This is a genomic window from Lysobacter sp. TAB13, from assembly GCF_052113885.1.
GTDB classification, from domain to species: domain Bacteria; phylum Pseudomonadota; class Gammaproteobacteria; order Xanthomonadales; family Xanthomonadaceae; genus Lysobacter; species Lysobacter gummosus.
Window position 1 is genome coordinate 52,479 of sequence record NZ_JBFRDR010000003.1, and the last position, 19,544, is coordinate 72,022.

At 67.6% G+C, this 19,544-nt stretch carries 17 protein-coding genes; 12 read left to right on the forward strand and 5 right to left on the reverse strand.

The genetic code is table 11. The annotated features are described in order from the left end of the window. The first annotated feature begins 137 nt into the window (after nucleotides 1-137). The 3 genes from AB4Y92_RS04885 (at nucleotide 138) to AB4Y92_RS04895 (ending at nucleotide 2,382) form a co-directional block, all read left to right on the forward strand. The gene (locus AB4Y92_RS04885; RefSeq protein ID WP_441818615.1) at nucleotides 138-1,454 is read left to right on the forward strand and encodes an amidohydrolase family protein; all 1,317 of its coding nucleotides are present in this window, start codon (nucleotides 138-140) and stop codon (nucleotides 1,452-1,454) included. Nucleotides 1,455-1,822: 368 nt separating this feature from the next. Then, nucleotides 1,823-2,029 (forward strand): hypothetical protein, encoded by a 207-nt coding sequence (locus AB4Y92_RS04890; protein WP_441818616.1) that lies wholly within the window; start codon nucleotides 1,823-1,825, stop codon nucleotides 2,027-2,029. A 140-nt stretch (nucleotides 2,030-2,169) separates the two neighbouring features. Further along, the gene (locus AB4Y92_RS04895; RefSeq protein ID WP_441818617.1) at nucleotides 2,170-2,382 is read left to right on the forward strand and encodes a hypothetical protein; all 213 of its coding nucleotides are present in this window, start codon (nucleotides 2,170-2,172) and stop codon (nucleotides 2,380-2,382) included. Nucleotides 2,383-2,446: 64 nt separating this feature from the next. Here AB4Y92_RS04895 and AB4Y92_RS04900 read toward each other — a convergent pair whose 3' ends face one another. Next, entirely contained in the window at nucleotides 2,447-3,109 is a 663-nt protein-coding gene (locus AB4Y92_RS04900; protein ID WP_441818618.1) for a hypothetical protein, read from the reverse strand. Between the two features lie 114 nt (nucleotides 3,110-3,223). Here AB4Y92_RS04900 and AB4Y92_RS04905 point away from each other — a divergent pair, with 114 nt between their 5' ends. From AB4Y92_RS04905 to AB4Y92_RS04945, 9 genes are all read left to right on the forward strand, one after another. Then, nucleotides 3,224-4,093, forward strand: coding sequence for a tetratricopeptide repeat protein (locus AB4Y92_RS04905; protein ID WP_441818619.1), 870 nt, complete (start codon nucleotides 3,224-3,226; stop codon nucleotides 4,091-4,093). Between the two features lie 130 nt (nucleotides 4,094-4,223). Continuing rightward, complete coding sequence (locus AB4Y92_RS04910; protein ID WP_441818620.1) at nucleotides 4,224-4,673, forward strand: DUF4442 domain-containing protein; 450 nt, start codon at nucleotides 4,224-4,226, stop codon at nucleotides 4,671-4,673. A 181-nt stretch (nucleotides 4,674-4,854) separates the two neighbouring features. Continuing rightward, nucleotides 4,855-6,876: a bifunctional serine/threonine-protein kinase/formylglycine-generating enzyme family protein gene (locus AB4Y92_RS04915; RefSeq protein ID WP_441818621.1), complete on the forward strand. Its 2,022-nt coding sequence runs from the start codon at nucleotides 4,855-4,857 to the stop codon at nucleotides 6,874-6,876. 259 nt (nucleotides 6,877-7,135) lie between these two features. Then, nucleotides 7,136-7,816: a DUF502 domain-containing protein gene (locus tag AB4Y92_RS04920; RefSeq protein ID WP_441818622.1), complete on the forward strand. Its 681-nt coding sequence runs from the start codon at nucleotides 7,136-7,138 to the stop codon at nucleotides 7,814-7,816. Further along, complete coding sequence (locus tag AB4Y92_RS04925; RefSeq protein WP_441818623.1) at nucleotides 7,813-9,006, forward strand: PQQ-dependent sugar dehydrogenase; 1,194 nt, start codon at nucleotides 7,813-7,815, stop codon at nucleotides 9,004-9,006. The genes AB4Y92_RS04920 and AB4Y92_RS04925 overlap by 4 nt, the downstream gene beginning before the upstream one ends. Next, nucleotides 9,003-9,815 (forward strand): queuosine precursor transporter, encoded by an 813-nt coding sequence (locus AB4Y92_RS04930; RefSeq protein WP_441818624.1) that lies wholly within the window; start codon nucleotides 9,003-9,005, stop codon nucleotides 9,813-9,815. The genes AB4Y92_RS04925 and AB4Y92_RS04930 overlap by 4 nt, the downstream gene beginning before the upstream one ends. A 201-nt stretch (nucleotides 9,816-10,016) precedes the next feature. Then, nucleotides 10,017-11,870 carry a DUF885 domain-containing protein gene (locus tag AB4Y92_RS04935; protein WP_441818625.1) on the forward strand — a complete coding sequence of 618 codons (1,854 nt, stop codon included), beginning with the start codon at nucleotides 10,017-10,019 and terminating at the stop codon, nucleotides 11,868-11,870. Between the two features lie 452 nt (nucleotides 11,871-12,322). Beyond that, nucleotides 12,323-14,041, forward strand: a complete 1,719-nt coding sequence (locus tag AB4Y92_RS04940) for a FecR domain-containing protein (RefSeq protein ID WP_441818626.1) — start codon at nucleotides 12,323-12,325, stop codon at nucleotides 14,039-14,041. Next, nucleotides 14,038-15,693 (forward strand): CHASE2 domain-containing protein, encoded by a 1,656-nt coding sequence (locus AB4Y92_RS04945; RefSeq protein WP_441818627.1) that lies wholly within the window; start codon nucleotides 14,038-14,040, stop codon nucleotides 15,691-15,693. Before AB4Y92_RS04940 ends, AB4Y92_RS04945 begins: the two co-directional genes overlap by 4 nt. An 81-nt stretch (nucleotides 15,694-15,774) precedes the next feature. Here AB4Y92_RS04945 and AB4Y92_RS04950 read toward each other — a convergent pair whose 3' ends face one another. From AB4Y92_RS04950 to AB4Y92_RS04965, 4 genes are all read right to left on the reverse strand, one after another. Next, nucleotides 15,775-15,987 carry a hypothetical protein gene (locus AB4Y92_RS04950; RefSeq protein WP_441818628.1) on the reverse strand — a complete coding sequence of 71 codons (213 nt, stop codon included), beginning with the start codon at nucleotides 15,985-15,987 and terminating at the stop codon, nucleotides 15,775-15,777. 456 nt (nucleotides 15,988-16,443) lie between these two features. Continuing rightward, nucleotides 16,444-16,743: a hypothetical protein gene (locus AB4Y92_RS04955; protein ID WP_441818629.1), complete on the reverse strand. Its 300-nt coding sequence runs from the start codon at nucleotides 16,741-16,743 to the stop codon at nucleotides 16,444-16,446. 79 nt (nucleotides 16,744-16,822) lie between these two features. After that, nucleotides 16,823-18,175 (reverse strand): DEAD/DEAH box helicase, encoded by a 1,353-nt coding sequence (locus AB4Y92_RS04960; RefSeq protein WP_441818630.1) that lies wholly within the window; start codon nucleotides 18,173-18,175, stop codon nucleotides 16,823-16,825. Between the two features lie 662 nt (nucleotides 18,176-18,837). Then, nucleotides 18,838-19,260, reverse strand: coding sequence for a hypothetical protein (locus tag AB4Y92_RS04965; protein ID WP_441818631.1), 423 nt, complete (start codon nucleotides 19,258-19,260; stop codon nucleotides 18,838-18,840). Nucleotides 19,261-19,544: the final 284 nt, after the last annotated feature.

Below are 19,544 nucleotides of genomic sequence, written 5' to 3' on the forward strand. Positions count from 1 at the left end.
TGCATGCTGCGACGGCTTCGGCAGTCGCGCAGGGGCCTGTTCGCGCGGCTGCGCTGGTCGATGCATATCGCGATTCGTCCTGCGCGCCGCGCGGCGAATCTCCGGGCGCCCACGCCCGCACTCAGCCGGAATTGCTCATGACCCGCCTGTCCGTCGCCGTATCGATCGTTCTCGCCGCCAGCACCGGCGCGCTCGCCGCGCCCGTCCACGCCGCCGTCGCCGCCGCCGAGCCGGTGGCCTTGCAATGCGGACGCCTGTTCGACGCGCGCAGCGGGAAAATTCTGTCGGCGCGCACCGTGGTCGTGCGCGAGGGCAAGATCGAGAAGATCCTCGACGGCCGCAGCGAAGCGCCCGGCGCGCGCGCGATCGATCTGTCCCAGCACACCTGCACGCCCGGCTGGACCGATCTGCACGTGCACATGAGTTCGCAATCCAGCCCGCAGAGCTATTCGGAAGGCTTCCGCCTGGACGACACCGACTTCGCCTTCCGCTCGGTCGGCTACGCGAAGAAAACCCTGCTGGCCGGCTTCACCAGCGTGCGCGATCTGGGCGGCGAAGTGGCGCCGCACCTGCGCGATGCGATCAACCAGGGCCTGGTCGATGGCCCGCGCATCTGGGCGGCCGGCAAGTCCATCGCCACCACCGGCGGCCACGCCGATCCCACCAACGGTTACAACGACGCGCTCTCGCACCTGATCGGCCCGCCCGGCCCGACCGAGGGCGTGATCAATTCCATCGACGACGCGCGTCAGGCCGTGCGCCAGCGCTACAAGGAAGGCAGCGACGTCATCAAGATCACCGCCACCGGCGGCGTGCTCAGCTACGCGCGCTCCGGCGACGCGCCGCAGTTCACGGTGGAAGAAGTCAAAGCCATCGTCGATACCGCGAAGGACTACGGCTATCGCGTCGCCGCGCACGCGCACGGCACCGAGGGCATGAAGCGCGCGGTGCTTGGCGGCGTCACCTCGATCGAGCACGGCACCTACATGGATGCCGAGGTCATGTCGCTGATGAAACAGAAAGGCACCTGGTACGTTCCGACCATCTACGCCGGACGCTTCGTCGCCGACAAGGCCAAGATCGAGGGCTACTTCCCCGAAGTGGTGCGGCCCAAGGCCGCGCGGATCGGCGCGCTGATCCAGCAGACCGCGGCCAACGCGTACAAGAACGGCGTCAAGATCGCCTTCGGCACCGACATGGGCGTAGGCCCGCACGGGGATAACGCGCGCGAATTCCTGTACATGGTCGAAGCCGGCATTCCCGCGTCGGTGGCCCTGCAGGCCGCGACCATCCGCGCCGCGGAAGTGCTGGGCGTGGACGATCAGGGCGTGATCGAAGCGGGCAAGCGCGCGGACATCGTCGCGGTCAAGGGCGATCCGGTGGAGGACATCAACACGGTCATGAACGTCGATTTCGTGATGAAGGACGGACAGGTCTACAAGCAGGCGCTGTGAGCGCGTACTGACCGTCTGCGCGAACCATCCACGCCCGGCCGTCCTGCGGCCGGGGCGTTGTTTTTTGCGCTGCGCTTGTCCGCGGCGAGCCATGCGATATCGCGCGGCCGTTCCGCGAACGACATGCCGCTGACCGCCATCACGACGCCGGGCGATCACACGCCCCGAACGGCCGCGGTTCCGACCGAGTCCTCAGTTTGGCCAGCGCGACGGCATCGAACGCCGGCGCATTGCCGCGCCCGTGAGCGCGGTCACGGCGATCATGGCGACGCCGTGACATAAGTCATGAGACCGGACCACGTTCGCGCGGACCAACGTCACTCTCGCACCCACCCGGACCGTTCGCGCCCCTGAGAAAAGGAGTTCGCATGAAATCCTGGTCGTTGATCGCCGCGCTCGCCGCGGGTTGTTTCGGTTTCGCCGCAGCGTTCACCGCCACACCCTCGCAGGCCGCGGGGCGATGCCCGTTCTGCCAGGAACGCCTGGATATCTGCCTGGAGCACGCGACCACGCCGGCGCGCGAGGCCGCTTGCCAAGCTTCGTTCGATCGATGCCTGGTGAGCGCCTGCCCCTGAGCCGATGCCAAGTTTCGCCGTTGCCGCAACAAGGCCTATGCGGAATTCGTTCCGCGATGGGCGCCGGTCACGACTGGCCTTGTTGCGGCATCGGCACCACTCCCGCGGCGACCGCCGCCGCATCTTCCAAGGAATGACCGATGCACATCGCATGGCAGCGCAGCACCCTTCTGGCGATCGCGATCGCCACCGCCGCTTTCGGTTTCACCGCCACGCTGCGGGCCAGCGAGCCTTGCGACTGCGAGGCGCAGCGCCAGCAATGCATCCTCGATAATCAGAACAACTGGCCCGGCCCGCAGTTGGAGTGCGATGTGATGTTCCGCATGTGTCAGCGCAGGACCTGCGCGAGCTGATCGCCCGCGCGTTGCGACGCAAGCCGGGTCGGGTTCGCGTGCCGCGCCACCCGACCGCGCGCGCTCATCCCGACGATCCGCGCCGCGGCCACGCCGCGGCGACATAGGCCGCCAGCCACGCCAGCAGCGCCACGCGCTGCGCCGGCGCCGACGGCGCCACGCGCAGATCGGCCAGGACGATCGCCAAGCACAGCACCGCCGCCGAGGCCAGCGCGATCGCGCCGAAACGCCGCCATGCCGGCGTGCCCAGCGTCGCCCGCGCCAGCAACAGCGCGCCCGGCACGAACGCCAGCCACCACAGCAGCCACGCCAGCGCATGCAGGCGGCTGGCCTGCGCGTCCAGATCCTGCGGATCGAGCGACGCCACGCCCTGAGCCGCCCAGGCCAGCGCCGACCACAGCCACAGCCACGCGCCGATCCGCGCCGACGCGCCCCGCGCCTGCAGGGCATCGCGTAATCGCCACGCGATCCAGGCCAACACCAGCCCCGGGCCGACATAGGCCAGCAGATTGAACGCCAGCGCGCGCTCGATGCCGCGCGCGCCGAGCAAACCCGGCGGATGCAGCCATTGCGAATAACCGTCGAGCGCCGCGCCGAAACCGAGCAACGCCGCCACGCAACACAGCGCCGCGGCCACGGCGAGCGCGCGCGCGCCGGGCGCGATCGCGGCCTCGCCGACAGTGGAATTCGCAGCCCCAGCGGCGGCCGGTTTCGATGAGCGTTTCATCGCGACATGCTAGCGTGCGCTGCCGCGGCGCGCGCCGGCCGGGCCACCGCTTGCCTGACGCGCGCATCGCCCCCACCTCGGGTTTCGACCCCGCACAGCCTCACGAGCCAGCCGATGACCGCACCCGCCAAACCCCACGTCTTCGACGCCACCGCCGACCGCTTCCAGGACGAGGTCCTGCAGAAATCGCTGACGACGCCGGTCCTGATCGATTTCTGGGCGGAATGGTGCCAGCCGTGCAAGACCCTCGGCCCGATCCTGGAAAAGCTGGCCGGCGAATACCACGGCGCGTTCGAACTGGCCAAGGTCGATGTCGAGGCCGAGCAGCAGCTCGGCGCCGCGTTCCAGATCCGCTCGATCCCGACCGTGTTCCTGGTCAAGGACGGGCAACTGGTGGACGGTTTCGCCGAAGCCCTGCCGGAAAGCGCGGTGCGCGAATTCCTCAAGCACCACGGCATCGAGCCGGCCGCCGCGCCGGTGGAAGAACCCATCGAAGCCGAAGTGCCCGCGCTCGATCCGCACGCCGAAGTCGTGCGCCTGCGCTCTGAGGTGGCCGGGCAGCCGGACAAGGCCGAACTGCGGCTCGATCTGGCCCTGGCCCTGCTCGACACCGGCGCGGCGCACGAGTCCGAACAACTGCTCGACGCCCTGCCCGCCAACCTGGCCACCGACGACCGCAGCCTGCGCGCCCGCGCCCGCCTGGGCTTCATCGCCGCCAGCAAGGACGCGCCGCCGGTGCCGACCCTGGAAGCGGCGGTCGCCGCACAACCCGAGGACCTGCAGGCGCGTTACCTGCTCGGTGCGCGCCTGATCGCCGCCGGCCGCGACGAGCCCGGCCTGGAGCAGTTCATCGAAATGCTGCGCCGCGACCGCGCTTTCCAGGACGGCCTGCCGCGCAAGGCCCTGATCGACGCGTTCCGGGTGGTCGCCGACGAAGACCTGGTCGGCAAGTACCGGCGCAAGATGTCCTCGCTGCTGTTCTGAGCCACCGGCGGCGCCCGGCCCAGGCCGGCGCGCCGCATCCGCGGCGGCCCGAATCCATCGAAGCCGCCTCGAGGCTTGACTATACGCTACCGTATGGCAGGCTAGGCACGCCTTCCCCACCTGCGCCTGCATGAAAGCCTCGACCCTGCGACACGGCCTGAACCTGTGGCCGCCGTTCCTGTTCTCCGGTATCCACGTCGCCCAGATCGCGCCCGACTACCGCCACGCCAGCGTCGAGCTGCGCATGCGGCCGTGGAACCGCAACTACGTCGGCACCCATTTCGGCGGCAGCCTGTTCGCGATGACCGACCCGTTCTGGATGCTGCTGGCGATGAACGCGCTGGGCCGGGACTACATCGTCTGGGACCGCGCCGGCGCCATCGAATTCGTCAAACCCGGCCGCGGCACCGTGCGCGCCCGGTTCGACCTGGACGACGAGGTGCTGCGCGAACTGCGCGAAGCCACCGCCGGCGGCGACAAATACCTGCGCTGGTTCGACACCGAGGTCACCGACGCCAGCGGCGAAGTAGTGGCCAAAGTCCGCAAACAGCTGTACGTGCGGCGCAAGCGCGACCGCTGAATGCCGCCGCGGGCGCGCCGCGCGGGACCGCTTTGAGACGCAAACCAACATTCGTTGCACGCCCCGGAAGTACGGCCGCCGCGCATACAGGCTTGTAAATAAAGGCATAGAAAAGTCACACTACGCGTCACGCGGGCACTGCCGCAGCGTTATGCTGCACAGTCGCGACACGGGGCCGCGAATGTCGAATGTCACACCGCAAAACGATGCAGTCAGCGCGCCGATGCCGGAGATTCCCGGCTACCGGTTGAGCCGGATCATCAACCACGGCGGCTTGTCCACGGTTTACCTGGGCGAGCAGATCGCGCTTGGGCGCGAAGTGGCGATCAAGATCATGCTGCCGCACGCGCTGGCCGACGAGGTCAGCCGCCGCCGCTTCGAAAACGAAGTACGCACCATCGCGCGGCTGGAACACCCGCACGTGGTCAGCATCCACGAAGTCGGCCGCACCCGCGACGGCCTGCCCTACTACGCCATGCCGTTCCTGCCGCGCGGCCATCTGGGCAAGCGCATCGAGCAGGGTTTCGCCCGCGGCGAAGCCGATGTCATCTCGATCATGGAGCCGCTGCTGTCGGCGCTGGAGTACGCGCACGCGCGCGGTGTCGTGCATCGCGACGTCAAGGCCGAGAACGTCCTGTTCGACGTCACCGAGCGGCCGCTGCTGGCCGACTTCGGCATCGCCCTGCGCCGCGGTTTCGGCGCGCGCATGACCGCGACCGGCCTGGCCGTGGGCAGCACCGCCTACATGGCGCCGGAGCAGGCGCGCGGCGAAGAAGTCGATGGCCGCGCCGATCTCTACAGCCTGGGCGTGCTGTGCTGGGAAATGCTCACCGGCCGCCTGCCGTTCGAAGCGCCCGATGCGCTGTCGATGGCGGTGATGCACGCGCAGAACCCGATTCCGAAACTGCCGCCGCCGCTCAAGCACTGGCAGCGCTTCATGAACCGCGCGCTGTCCAAGCAGCCCGACCAGCGTTTCGACGACGCCGCCGAAATGGCCGCGGCGCTGGCCGAGATCAAGCATCGCGGCGAAATGAGCGGCTTCGGCCGCATGATGAGCCACCTGCGTCCGCTCAAGCGCTGGGCCACGCCGGCCTGGGCCGGGCTGGCGGTGGTCGCCATCGCCGTGGTCACCATCGGCTTCGCTCTGAACCGGGTCGAGAAAGACGGCTTCTTCCGGGTCGATCCGGCCACCGCCGACAAGACCAGCGCGGCCGCCGCCGACAACGATCCGACCCAGGCGATGATGGCGCCGCTGCCGCAGGCGCCGCTGCAGGATTCGCTGCAGTCCGCGCGCACCTACATCGCGCAGGGACGGCTGGCCTCGCCGGCCGACGCCAACGCCTACAACAGCCTGTTGACCGCCTGGCATCTGGACAGCACCAATCCGGAAGTCGCGGTGGTGGTCAACGAACTCACCCAGGCCTTCGCCAACGAACTCGAACGCGATCTGCGCGAAGGCCGCGACCAGCGCGCGCGCGAACATCTGGTCAACGCCACCGCCCTGGGCCAGCAGACCGGCACCGCCGATTCCGAGGCGCAGCGCAGCCTGCGCGGGAAAGCCGAGCAGGCCTTGCAGGCGCGGCTGGAACTGGCCGCCCGCCGCGGCGACGGCGCCGACGCCGGCAAGGTGATCGCGCTGGCGGACGAATTCGGACTGTCGCGCGCGGCGTCCAGCAAGTTGATCGCCCAGGCCCGCGGCATCGCCGGCGACGGCAGCGTCGCGCGCGGTCTGAGCACCAGCGCGATCTCCCCGGCCGCCAGCGTCGCGGTGAGCTTCAACCCGCGTCCGGTCAGCCGCGGCGAGTACGCGCGTTTCGCCAGCGCCCATCAGCGTTCGCCAGCGCTGTGCCGCGAACGCGTGTCGCTGCTGCGGATGATCGCGCCGAAGGACTGGAAGGCGCCGGGCTTCGACCAGACCGAATCCGAGCCGGTGGTGTGCGTGTCGATCTCCGACGCCGAGGCCTACGCGCAGTGGTACAGCCAGCAGACCGGCCGCCGCTATCGCCTGCCGACCGCGGAAGAAGCCCAGCGCATGCCCGGCAGCAGCGGCCGCGCCTTGTCGATGTGGTCGGCCGATTGCGGCCGCAACTGCCAGCAGCGTCAGGTCGGCGGCAATTCCTGGCGCAGCGGGACGCCGCAGCGGCCGCTGAGCGCGGGGCGCGGGTACGACGACGTCGGCTTCCGCTTGGTGCGCGAGCGCTGAGGTAGGGCGCGGAGCGAATCCCCCGCGCCTTTGGTATTTCCGGACTTCGTAATGGCGCAAGGCGCCCGCCCCCTTTTTCAAAGTGGGCGACGAATAACGCGCTCGATCACCGGAGCAGCCCGCGACAATCGTCGCCCACTTTGAAAAAGGGGGCGAGCGCCTTGCGCAGCTCCCTGAAACGCCGTCCTCAACCGGCGCGGGGGATTAGCCCCCACATCGCACGAACCCACACCCGCCCCCGTCCCCTACAATCGCGCCCATGCGCTCGTCCAACCTGCAACGCCTGTTCCTCACCGGCCTTCTCACCCTGCTGCCGATCTGGCTGACCTGGGTGGTGGTCAAATTCGTGTTCGTGCTGCTCTCCGACACCAGCCGGCCGCTGATCGGGCCGCTGCTCAACAATCTCGCCACGGCCTCGCCGCAAGCACTGGGCTGGTTGAACGATCAATGGGTGCAGACCGCCATCGCCCTGGCCGCGACGATCGGCGTGATCCTGCTGTCCGGCGCGATGGCGCGGCGCGTGGTCGGCCAGACCGTGCTGCGCTGGTTCGAATCGCTGATCAAGCGCATCCCGCTGGCCAGCACCATCTACGGCAGCGCGCGGCAATTGCTCGACATCCTGCAGACCAAGCCCGACGGCACCCAGCGCGTGGTGCTGGTGGATTTCCCGCATAACCAGATGAAATCGATCGGCTTCGTCACCAAGGTCATGCGCGAGGAAGGCACCGGCCGCGAACTGGCCGCGGTGTACGTGCCGACCACGCCCAATCCGACCTCCGGCTATCTGGAAATCGTGCCGGTGGAACTGATCACTCCGACCGACTGGACCGTCGATCAGGCGATGAGCTTCATCATCTCCGGCGGCGCGGTATCGCCGGCGACGATTCCCTTCTCCGCTCCCGCCGCCAGCGCGGCGACCGATACGGATACTCCCGCATGATCCCTGCCCTGGTTTCCGCTTTGCGCGCGATGGCGGCCGCGACCGCGCTGCTGACCGGCGCCGCGCTCGCCGCGCCGGCCACGGCGCTGACGCCGCATCCGGTCAAGCTCGACGACGGCCGCAGCTTCACTCTCAACCTGCCCGCCAACCTGGACATCGTGCCGGTGGTGCAAGGCCTCAAGCGCGTGCGCTTCTTCGCCCGCAGCCCCGACGGCCGCCTGTTCGTCACCGACATGCACGATCTGAGCGACAACAAGCTCGGCCGCGTGTACGCGCTGGACGGCTGGGACGAGAAAACCGAGCGCTACACAAAGGTATCGGCGTATCTGGACAAGCTGCGCAATCCCAACAGCGTGGCGTTCTATACCGATCCGGCCGGCCAATCGTGGCTGTACCTGGCCAACACCGACAAGCTGCTGCGTTATCGCTATCGCAACGGCGACCTCAAGCCGTCATCGGAGCCCGAAGCGCTGGCGAGCTTTCCCGACTACGGCCTGAGCTACAAATACGGCGGCTGGCATCTGACCCGCACCCTGGCTTTCGGCGGCGGCAAGCTCTACGTCTCGGTCGGCAGCAGCTGCAATGCCTGTGTCGAGAAAGAAGACGTGCGCGCGGCCATCCTGCAGATGAATCCCGACGGCAGCAGCCGCCGCATCTACGCCAGCGGCCTGCGCAACGCGGTCGGCCTGCTGTACCGCGACGGCAAGCTGTTCGCGACCAACCAAGGTTCAGACCATCTGGGCGACCAGAAGCCGGACGAAACCATGTTCGTGGTGCAAGACGGCGCGGATTACGGCTGGCCGTATTGCTATTACAGCAACGGCAAGGTCGCGGCCGATCCCAAGTTTCCGCGCAAGAGCGGCTGCGCGAATGCGCCGAAGACGTTCTCGTATTTCCCGTCCCACGCTTCCGCGCTCGGCTTCGGTTGGTTTCCGGCGAGCGACAACGGCCAGTTGCGCGATGAGTACGTGGTCGCGCTGCACGGCGCCAGCAAGCTCGCGCTCAATCACGGCTACCGGCTGGTGCGGGTCAAGGCCGACGGCCGCAGCGGCGGCGACTTGGTCACCGGTTTCCTGGCGAACGGCAAAGTGCTCGGCCGTCCCTGCGACGTGCTGCGCACCGGCCGCGACAGTTTCCTGTTCAGCGACGACAAAAGCGGGGTGATCTACCGCGTGAGGCCGAAACGATGAGCGCCGGCGAATCCAGCATCCCCTTCGCCACCGGCGAAGGCACGCGCACCTTGCAGGATCGCTCGCTGCGATTGTTCATCGTGTTGTCGTCGTTCTTCTGCGTCAACGCGGCGCTGGCCGAGTTCATCGGGGTGAAGATCTTCGCCCTGGAAGACACGCTCGGGATCGCGCCGCTGCAATGGAATCTGTTCGGCCAGAGCGGCTCGCTGAACTTCACCGCCGGCACCCTGCTGTGGCCGGTGGTGTTCCTGATGACCGACGTCATCAACGAATTCTTCGGCCGTCGCGGCGTGCGCATGATTTCCTGGCTGGCGGCGATCCTGATCGCGTACGGCTTCTTGTTCGCCTTTGCCGCGATCGCGCTGGCGCCGGCCGGCTGGTGGGTCAAGGCCGCGCAGGCGCAGGGCGTGCCGGATTACCAGGCCGCGTTCGCGGCGATCTTCGGCCAGGGCATGTGGAGCATCGGCGGTTCGCTGGTCGCCTTCATGCTCGGCCAGCTGATCGACGTGGCGGTGTTCCATCGCATCCGCAGCGTCACCGGCGACAAGCACATCTGGCTGCGCGCGACCGGTTCGACCGCGGTGTCGCAACTGGTGGACAGCTTCGTGGTGCTGTACATCGCCTTCGTGCTCGGCCCGCAGCACTGGCCGATCCCGCAGTTCCTGGCGATCAGCTCGGTCAACTACGTCTACAAGATGCTGGCAGCGGTGGCGATGATCCCGCTGATCTATCTGCTGCGGGTGTGGATCCACGGCTACCTGGGCCATGCGCGGGCCAAGCAGTTGCAGGACGAGGCGGCGGCGGACTGAGCGGCGCGGCCGGCCGCGCGCCGGCCCCTGCCCGATCGCCGACGCGCGAAGGGTTGCGCGCGTAACCGCGCCGTTGGGCGCGCCGATCCGGCATCCGCGCGCATAACCCGCATCGCAGGCGCCGCCGCATGACCTTCGGCTCTTACGCCCGCCCGCGCCGCGCGCGAGCCTGCCGGTCCATCCGTCCGGATCGCCTGCGACATGACCGCTTCCTCGCTCCGCCCGCGACACCCGCGCGCCCGCGCGCGCTCGACCGTCTGCATCCTCAGCCTCGCCCTCGCCGCCACGCTGTGCCTGTCGGCGCCGGCCTTCGCCGCCGAACCGGCGCCGGCCGCGCCCAAGGTCACCGTGCAGACCAAGAGCCAGAAGCTCGACCGCCTGTACGAGCAGTACTGGGAAGAAAACCTCAAGCTCAACCCGTTGCTCGCCACCATGCAGGGCGATCCGCGCTACAACGACCAACTGCCGAACTTCGCCACCGCCGCGTTCCGCAAGCAGGACCGCGAGTTCACCCAGCGCTGGCTCAAGACGATCGAAGCGGTCGGCTCGCAAGGCCTGTCCGACCAGGATCTGCTGAGCTACGAGATCTTCGTGCGCAGCGCCAAGATCGACCTGGAATCCGACCAGTACCCGAACTGGCTGCTGCCGATCAACCAGTTCTACAACTTCGCCGCCAGCGTCGCCCAGTTCGGTTCCGGCACCGGCGCGCAGCCGTTCAAGACCGTGGCCGACTACGAAAACTGGCGCGCCCGCGCCGGCCACGTGCCGGCGATCTTCGATCAGTTCATCCTCAACAGCCGCGAAGGCGTCAAGCGCGGCGTGGTCCAGCCCAAGTCGCTGATGGTCAAGGTGCTCTCGCAGCTCGACGCGCTGATCAAGGACCGCGCGGAAGACACCTTGTTCTGGAAGCCCGTCGCCGGCCTGCCGGCCTCGTTCTCCGACGCCGACAAGGCGCGCCTGACCGCCGAATACCGGCGCAGCATCGACGGCGAGCTGATGCCGGCTTACCGCCGTCTGCGCGATTACCTGCGCGACGACTACATGAGACATGCGCGCGACACCGACGGCCTGGGCGCGCTGCCCAACGGCGAAGCCTGGTACGCGTTCAACGCGCGGCGCACCACCACCACTTCGATGAGCCCGGCGCAGATCCATCAGATCGGCCTGGACGAAGTCGCGCGCATCCACGGCGAGATGGACAAGGTCATCGCCGAGCTGAAGTTCAAGGGCACGCGGCCGGAGTTCTTCAAGTTCCTGCAGACCGACCCGCGCTTCGTGTTCAAGACCGAGGACGAACTGCTGGCGCATTACCGCGGTCTGGAAGCGACCATCAACGCGAAAATTCCCGCGCTGTTCTCGCTGACGCCGAAGGCGCCGTTCGAAATCCGCGCGGTCGAAGCCTTCCGCGCGCAGTCCGCCGCGGGCGGCTCGTACATGCGCCCCAGCGGCGACGGCAGCCGGCCGGGCATCTTCTACGTCAACACCTACGACCTGCCTACGCGCAAGACCTGGGACGCGGAGGATTTGTTCCTGCACGAAGCAATCCCGGGCCATCACTTCCAGCTGGCGCTGCAGCAGGAGCTCACCGACCTGCCGAAGTTCCGCCGCTTCGGCAGCGAGACCGCGTTCTCCGAAGGCTGGGGCCTGTACGCCGAATCGCTGGGCAAGGACCTGGGCGTGTACCGCAATGCCTACGACTACTTCGGCTATCTGCAGAACGAGTTGTGGCGCGCGATCCGCCTGGTGGTGGACACCGGCCTGCACAGCAAGAACTGGACGCGCGAGCAGGTGATCGCCTACATGCTGGCCAATTCGGCCGAGAGCGAGACCCAATCCACCGCCGAAGCCGAGCGCTACATGGCGATTCCGGGCCAGGCGCTGGCGTACAAGATCGGCGAGCTCAAGATCATGGAACTGCGCAAGCGCGCGGAGAAAGAACTGGGCGCGCGCTTCGACATCCGCGAGTTCCATGCCGAAATGCTCAAGGACGGCTCGCTGCCGCTGGAAATCCTCGACAAGAAGATCGACCGCTGGATCGCAGCGAAGAAGGCCTGAGCCGCGCGGCGGCGTCCGGCTGCGGCGCGAGCGCGGCCCATGGGAGCTGATCGAAACCCGCTGCGATTTGAAAGCCCCTCTCCCGCCCAAGCGGAGAGGGGCCGAGCCTGCGCGCCGGCGGACGCTTTGGAACTTGAGCCCTCACCCGACCGGCACCCGAGGGGAACCGGGCCGCCACGGTTGCGGCCCCCCTCACCACCCGCACAGCATCGGCGCTACGATCAGCCGGCGGGGCGCGCACAACGTGCCTCCCCGCAGCGTCTCACGCACCTGAGAGCCTCATCGGATAGCAACCGGATACGGCCGCCCAGCCGCCGTCCATCCGCCCAGACCGCCGCGCTGGAGGGTACAAAGCAGAAAAAATGTGACTGAAGCCGCATAATTGGGGGTTGCTGTGCCCACAGTCGCCGGCCCGGCCGGTGCTCGCCATCCCACTCAGCCACGGATTACGGATGTCTCCGATTACAGCGCTCCTGTTTCCGTTCACGCCCCGCGCCCCCCGGCGCGCGACCGCGTCCCGGGTCAAGACATCCCGCCGTTTCCTCGTTCTCGCGGCCCTGCTGTTCTGCGTTTCCGGCTTTGCCCAGGCGCAGGACTGGAGCTATCGCGTGCGCCCCGGCGACACCTTGTGGGACTTGGGCGCGCGGCATCTGAAAACCGGCATCAACTGGCGCCGGCTGCAGGAACACAACCGCATCGTCGATCCCTATCACCTGCCGCCGGGCACCAGCATGCGCTTCCCGATCGGCTGGCTGCGGATCGAGCCGGCCAAGGCGCGGGTGGTGGCGGTGCGCGGCGCGGTCAATGTGCTCGCCACCGATAAAACTCCGGCGCTTTTGGTCAGCGAAGGCATGCGCATCGGCATCGGCAGCCGCCTGGAAACCGGGCCCGGCGCCAGCGCGACCCTGGAATTCGCCGACGGCTCGCGGCTGATGGTCCAGGACAACAGCCGCGTGGTGTTCGACGAACTCAGCAGCTACGGCAGCACCGGCATGGTCGATACGCGCATGCGCCTGCAGCGCGGCCGCACCAGCAACCGGGTGATCCCGGCCAAAGGTCCGGCCTCGCGCTACATCATCGAAACCCCGTCGGCGACCTCCAGCGTGCGCGGCACCCACTTCCGGGTCAGCGCCGGCGACGCCGACGGCGGCGACACCGGCGCGATGGACGCGACCGAAGTGCTCGAAGGCAAGGTCCAGGTCGGCGCGCAGCGCGGCCAGGTGCTGGTGACCCCGGGCTTCGGTGCCGTCGCCGGTGCGGGCGCCGCGCCGTCGCAGCCGATCGAACTGCTGCCGGCGCCGACCCTGGCGCGCGCGGCGACCCAACTCGAACAACTGCCGGCCACCGCGAGTTGGGCCGCGGTGCCCGGCGCGACCGCGTACCGGGTCGAAGTGGTGCGCGACGACGCCCCGGAAGTGCTGCTGTTCGAAAGCCGGGTGACCGATACGAAGGTGCGCATCGACGACCTGCCTGCCGGCCGCCAGCGCCTGCTGGTGCGCGCGATCGCCGCCAACGGCCTGGGCGGCCGCGACAGCGCGCAAGTGTTCACCGTCAACGATCAACCGCTGCCGCCGCTGACCATCAGCCCGATCGACGGCCAGGTTCTGCATCAACCCAAGCCGCGCTTCGAGTGGGCGCGCGCGCAGGACGCCGAGCGCACGCGCCTGCAGATCGCGCGCGACGAGCACTTCGCCGAGCCGGTCGCGGACATGGAAGTCGGCGGCTTGCGCGCACGCCCCGAACAGGCCCTGCAAGCGGGCAGCTACTACTGGCGCGTGGCCTCGCGCGACGGCAACGGCCGCATCGGCCGTTTCGGCAACGCCTTGCCGTTCCAGATCAGCGATGCTCCGGTCGATCCCGGCCTGGAACCGCCGCAGGCGGCCAAGGGCCAACTGACCCTGCGCTGGCAGAAAGGCGAGCCCGGTCAGCGTTATCGTGTGCAGATATCGCGCAAGGCCGATTTCTCGCAACTGCTGTTGGAACAGGTGGTGGACGTGCCGCAGATCGAACTCAAGCGCCCCGGCGGCGGAACCTGGCACGTGCGCGTGCAGACCATCGAAGACGATGGCTACGAAGCGCCGTACGGCCCCGCGCAGGAAATCCGCCTGCCCTGCCGCCTGTGCTACGCCGGCGGTGCGGCCGGCGCGGTGCTGTTGCTGCTGGCCTTATGAGCCCCACCGCACTGTCCAGGCTGTTGCGTGGCGGTGCGGCCTTGTGCGCGGCCGGCCTGGCCGCGCTGCTGACCGTCAGCGGCGCCACCTGGCGCCTGGACGACTTCTTCTACGACCAGCACCTGTCGAACTGGGGCTACGTGCCCGACGACGACGTGGTGATCGTCGCCATCGACGATCGCAGCCTCAACGAACTCGGCCAATGGCCGTGGCCGCGCGACATCCACGCGCAGGTGCTCGATCGCCTGGGCTATGCCGGCGTGCGCGGCGTCGCCCTGGATCTGGTGCTGGCCGAAGCCGACCGCAGCGGCGACGACCACGACCTCGTCCTGGCCGCCTCGATGCGCCGGCTGGGCCGCGTCGCCCTGCCGGTGACCACCGCGCCGCTGCGCCAGAACGGCCCGCCGGTGGAAGTGCTGCCCACGCCGGTGATCGCCACCGCCGCCAACACCCTGGGCCACACCGACATCGAACTCGATGCCGAAGGCACCACCCGCGGCATGTACCTCAAGGCCGGCCTCGGCGATTCGCGCTGGCCGGCGCTGGGACTGGCCCTGATCGGCCTGGAACCGGGCGCCGCGCCCAACCCCTTGCCCGGGTTGCGCCGGCCCGCGCTGGTGCAGGGCTCGCCTTATCAATGGACGCGCGACAACTACGTGCGCATCCGCTTCGCCGGCCCGCCGGGCACCTTCGGCCAGGTCTCGTATTCGGACGTACTCAGCGGCCAGGTCCCGGCCGAACTGCTGCGCGGGCGCTGGGTGGTGATCGGCGTGACCGCGACCGGGCTGGTGCCGCGCTACCTCACGCCGATGTCCGACGACGTGCGCATGCACGGCGCCGAGTACCAGGCCAACGTCATCGAGATGCTGTTGCACAATCGCGCGATCGTGCCGCTGTCGCCGTTCTGGCAGGCGCTGCTGGCGGCGGCGATGCTGTTGGCGGTGGTGTCGCTGATGCTGCTGTCGCGCTTCCAGCGGCCGCTGCTGATCACCGGCGCGGCCGCGCTGTTGACCGCGGCCGGCAGCGTGATCGTGCTGCGCCTGGGCAACCTGTGGTTCCCGCCGGCGGCGACGATCGTGATGATCGCGCTGGCGTACCTGGCGTGGATGGTCGGCCATCTGCGTCACTGGCGCCGTGAAGCCAACCTGGACACCCTGACCCGGCTCGGCAACCGCCGTCGTTTCGACCACGTCCTGCAGCGCGAACTGGCCAGCGCCCGCCGCACCCGCGCGCCGATGTCGCTGGCGTTGATCGACGTGGATTACTTCAAGGCTTACAACGACTCGGTGGGCCATCGCGCCGGCGACAAACTGCTGCAGAAGATCGCCGAGATCATCGCCTCGCACGCGCGCCGCCCGCGCGACCTGGCGGCGCGTTTCGGCGGCGACGAATTCGCGGTGATCCTGCCCGACACCCACGTCGAAGGCGCCGCGCGCGTGGCCGACATGATCCTGGCCGACATGCGCAAGCTCGACGCGCGCTATGGCCAGGGCGAGGATCAGAAGGTGAGCCTGAGCATCGGCTTGTACACCTGCGTTCCGGGTGTGCACACGCACGTGCGGACGTTGTTCGACGGGGCGGATGCGGCGTTGTATCGCGCCAAGGAGAATGGGCGCGATCGGCGTGAGGCGGCGCGGTTGGGCGAGTTGTGATCGGGGCTTGAGCTCGGTCTTGTTGCGCCACTAACCGATACTGTTGCGATCGCGACGGGCGAACCGTTGCGGGGCCTTCGTTCAGCCATGCAGTTGCAGTTGCAGTTGCAGTTGCAGATATTTTGCTTCGGCTTCGGCTTCGGCTTTGCTGTGCGCTTCGACTTTGCCGTTGCCGTTGCTGGGCGCCGCTAGTAACTCGCGAGACCAGGGACACCCGGAGGGCGGCGCACATGGACGTGCGCCGGGTGCCACCTTGGGCAGGATGCCCAATGTGGCACCTGCCTGCGCAAGCATCGCACTCGTGGCTCTTGATTCGAAACAGCCAAAGCCCTTTCTTTGGTTACTTTCTTTGTGGCTTTGGACAAAGAAAGTGACCCGCCGCTCTATGGCGGAAGCGTTTAGCGTTTAGCGTTTGATCTTGCTCGAAGCTTCTGATCTTGCTTGATGCTTCTAAGAGCCCAACGATCCCTGATCGAAACAACCAAGCCTGCGCACTCCCTCCTACCGTCATTCCCGCGAACGCGGGAATCCAGGGCCTTTCGTGCGAGAACGCTTGAAGTCGCTGGATTCCCGCCTTCGCGGGAATGACGAGCAAAAAGCAGAAGCCTCAAGCAAGAGCAAGAGCAAGAGCAAGAGCGAGAGCGAGAGCAAGATCAAACGCCTAAAGCTTCCGCCATAGAGCGGCGGGTCACTTTCTTTGTCCAAAGCGACAAAGAAAGTAACCAAAGAAAACGCATTGACTGTTTCGAGTCAAAAGCCACGAGTGCGATGCCGACGCAGGCAGGTGCCACATTGGGCATCCTGCCCAAGGTGGCACCCGGCGCACGTCCATGTGCGCCGCCCTCCGGGTGTCCTTCGGTCTCGCGAGTTACAGGCGGCGCCAAACAACGGCAACAGCAAAGCCGAAGTGCACAGCGAAGCGAAGCCGAGCAAAGCAAAGCAAAGCAAAATCTCGGCAACAGCAACAGCAACAGCAGCAACAACAGCCACAGCGGCAACAGCAACGGCGATGCCGATAGCGACGGCGACGGCGACGGCGATCAGCAACATCAGCCGGCCGCCGAAACCACAAACAAAAAAAGGCCGGCAAAGCCGGCCTTTTTCTTCAGTCTCGATCAGCGCCGATCAATCAACCCGCGCTGCGATCCCGCCGCTGCCCCTGCTGAGCACCGGCACCCGCGCCTGCACCGCCACCGCGATGCTGCTTCGGACCGGCATGCGCATGACGCGGCGCCGGCTTGCCGTGCGGACGATGCGCCGGCTTGCGCGGAGCGTTGTTGCCGCGGTTGTTGCCGCCCGGAGCACCCGGACGACGCGCGCCCGGAGCGTCGGAACCCATGCGGATCGGACGCGACGGCTCGAAGCCGGCGACCGTCACCATCTCGATGTCGTCCTTCAAGATGCGCTGGATCTGACGCAGCAGACCGCCTTCATCCGGCGACACCAGCGACAGCGCCTCACCGGTCAGACCGTTACGGCCGGTGCGGCCGATACGGTGCACATAGTCTTCCGCGACCATCGGCAGATCGAAGTTGATCACCAGCGGCAGGCTCGGAATGTCCAGACCGCGCGCGGCGACGTCGGTGGCGACCAGCACGCGGGCCTTGTTCGCCTTGAAATCGCGCAGGGCTTTCTGGCGCTGCGCCTGGCTCTTGTTGCCATGGATCGCGACCGACTTCAGGCCGGCTTCTTCCAACTGCTCCGACAAACGGTTGCAGCCATGCTTGGTGCGGCCGAACACGATCACCTGATCGTTCGGGCGCGAAGCCAGGATCTGGATCAGCAGGTCGCGCTTGCGGCCGCCATCGACCGGATGCACGCGGTGCGTGATCGCGTCGGCGACGATGCTGTTGGAAGCGATCTGCACCTGTTGCGGCGAGCGCATGAACTCCAGCGCCAGCTGCTTGATCTGCGCCTCGAACGTCGCCGAGAACAGCAGGGTCTGGCGCTGAGGCGGCAGGCGGCCGAGGATGCGCTTGATCGCGGGCAGGAAGCCCATGTCGAGCATGCGGTCGGCTTCGTCCATGACCAGCATCTCGACCGCGTCGAGCTTGGCGCTGCCGCGCTCGAGGTGATCGATCAGTCGGCCCGGGGTGGCGACCAGCACGTCCACGCCGCGACGCAGCGCGTCGAGCTGCGGGCCCATGCCGGCGCCGCCGAAGATGGCGTGCACGTTCAGGCGCAGGTACTTGGCGTAACCGCGCAGGCTGTCGCTGACCTGCAGCGCCAGTTCGCGGGTCGGGGCCAGGATCAGCACGCGCGGCTTGCGCTGGGTGTTGCCCTGGGTGGTGGCCAGACGGTGCAGCAGCGGCAGCCCGAAGGCCGCGGTCTTGCCGGTGCCGGTCTGGGCGCCGCCGAGCAGGTCGTGCCCGGCCAGGGCCAGCGGGATCGCTTCGGCCTGGATCGGGGTCGGGTTGATGTAGTTCTGTTCGGACAGCGCGCGCAGCAGCGCGGGCGCAAGCCCAAGCGATTCAAACGTCATGTTGGAACTCCAGTGGTTCGCGGTGCGCCGACGCGCGCGGCCGAATGAACGGACGCGCGAACGAAGCGATCGCGTGATGACCCCAGCGTTCCCTTGAACCGCGCTGCGAGTATCTAAATTTGACGACGCCGGATGCTCCGGGCCGTGTCGGCGCTACGAAAGACGTGCGGGATAAAAAGTCGCGCCGGCGAATCCGAGAACTCGGTGCGGGGCGACAGGCAACCTGGGAAACGTACCCTTGCGGGAGGCAGCCGTGCGCTGAACGGCGCGAACTCTACGCGAAAGCGGGCAAAACCGCCAGTTGAGCTGGGCGGGAGGTGTTAGCGGGCGGTCATGTGGGCGGGGTTCGGGGGGCTGGGGGTGGGTCGATCGCTGAGTTTCGGGCGAAGCGGCCGTGGGTGGGTTCGGGGGCGAGAGTCATGCCACAGGGGCTCACGGGAGAAGGACGGCGCATGGGCTGGGCCTGGGCGGGGGTGACCGCTCCGGCAATTGGGCCGCGGCTTCATGTCGGCGGCAGATTCGATGCATCTTGCGGTTGCTAATTAACCAAATAGAAACCTGAAGTTGCAATTGTGCGCATCCTCCGTGCGGCTGTTCGGTACTACCTAGCCCCTCCTTCGCTTGGAGGCTGGCCCGCCCTCCTGCCCCGCCCCGGCTTTCGGCTATGACCCGGACCCCGAGGCCCGAGCCCCGCCCCACCCCGGGCTGTGGCTGTGGCCCTTACCGTTGCTGTGGCCCTTACCGTTGCTGTGGCCCTTGCCCTTGCCCTTGCCCTTGCCCTTGCCCTTGCCCTTGCCCTTGCCGTTGCCGTTGCCGTTGCCGTTGCCGTTGCCGTTGCCGTTGCCGAGATTTTGCTTCGCTCCGCTTTTGTTGTTGCCGGGCGCGGCTTGTAACTCGCGAGACCAGGGACACCCGGAGGGCGGCGCACATGGACGTGCGCCGGGTGCCACCTTGGGCAGGATGCCCAATGTGGCACCTGCCTGCGCAGGCATCGCACTCGTGGCTTTTGACTCGAAACAGCCAAAGCGTTTTCTTTGGTTACTTTCTTTGTCGCTTTGGACAAAGAAAGTGACCCGCCGCTCCATGGCGGAAGCTTTAGGCGTTTGATCTTGCTCTTGCCCTTGCTTGAGGCTTCTGCTTTTTGCTCGTCATTCCCGCGAAGGCGGGAATCCAGCGACTTCAAGCGTTCTCGCACGAAAGGCCCTGGATTCCCGCTTTCGCGGGAATGACGGTAGGTGGGAGTGCGCAGGTCGGGCTGCTTCGATCAGGGACGTTGGGCTCTTAGAAGCCTCAAGCAAGATCAAACGCTAAACGCTTCCGCCATAGAGCGGCGGGTCACTTTCTTTGTCCAAAGCCACAAAGAAAGTAA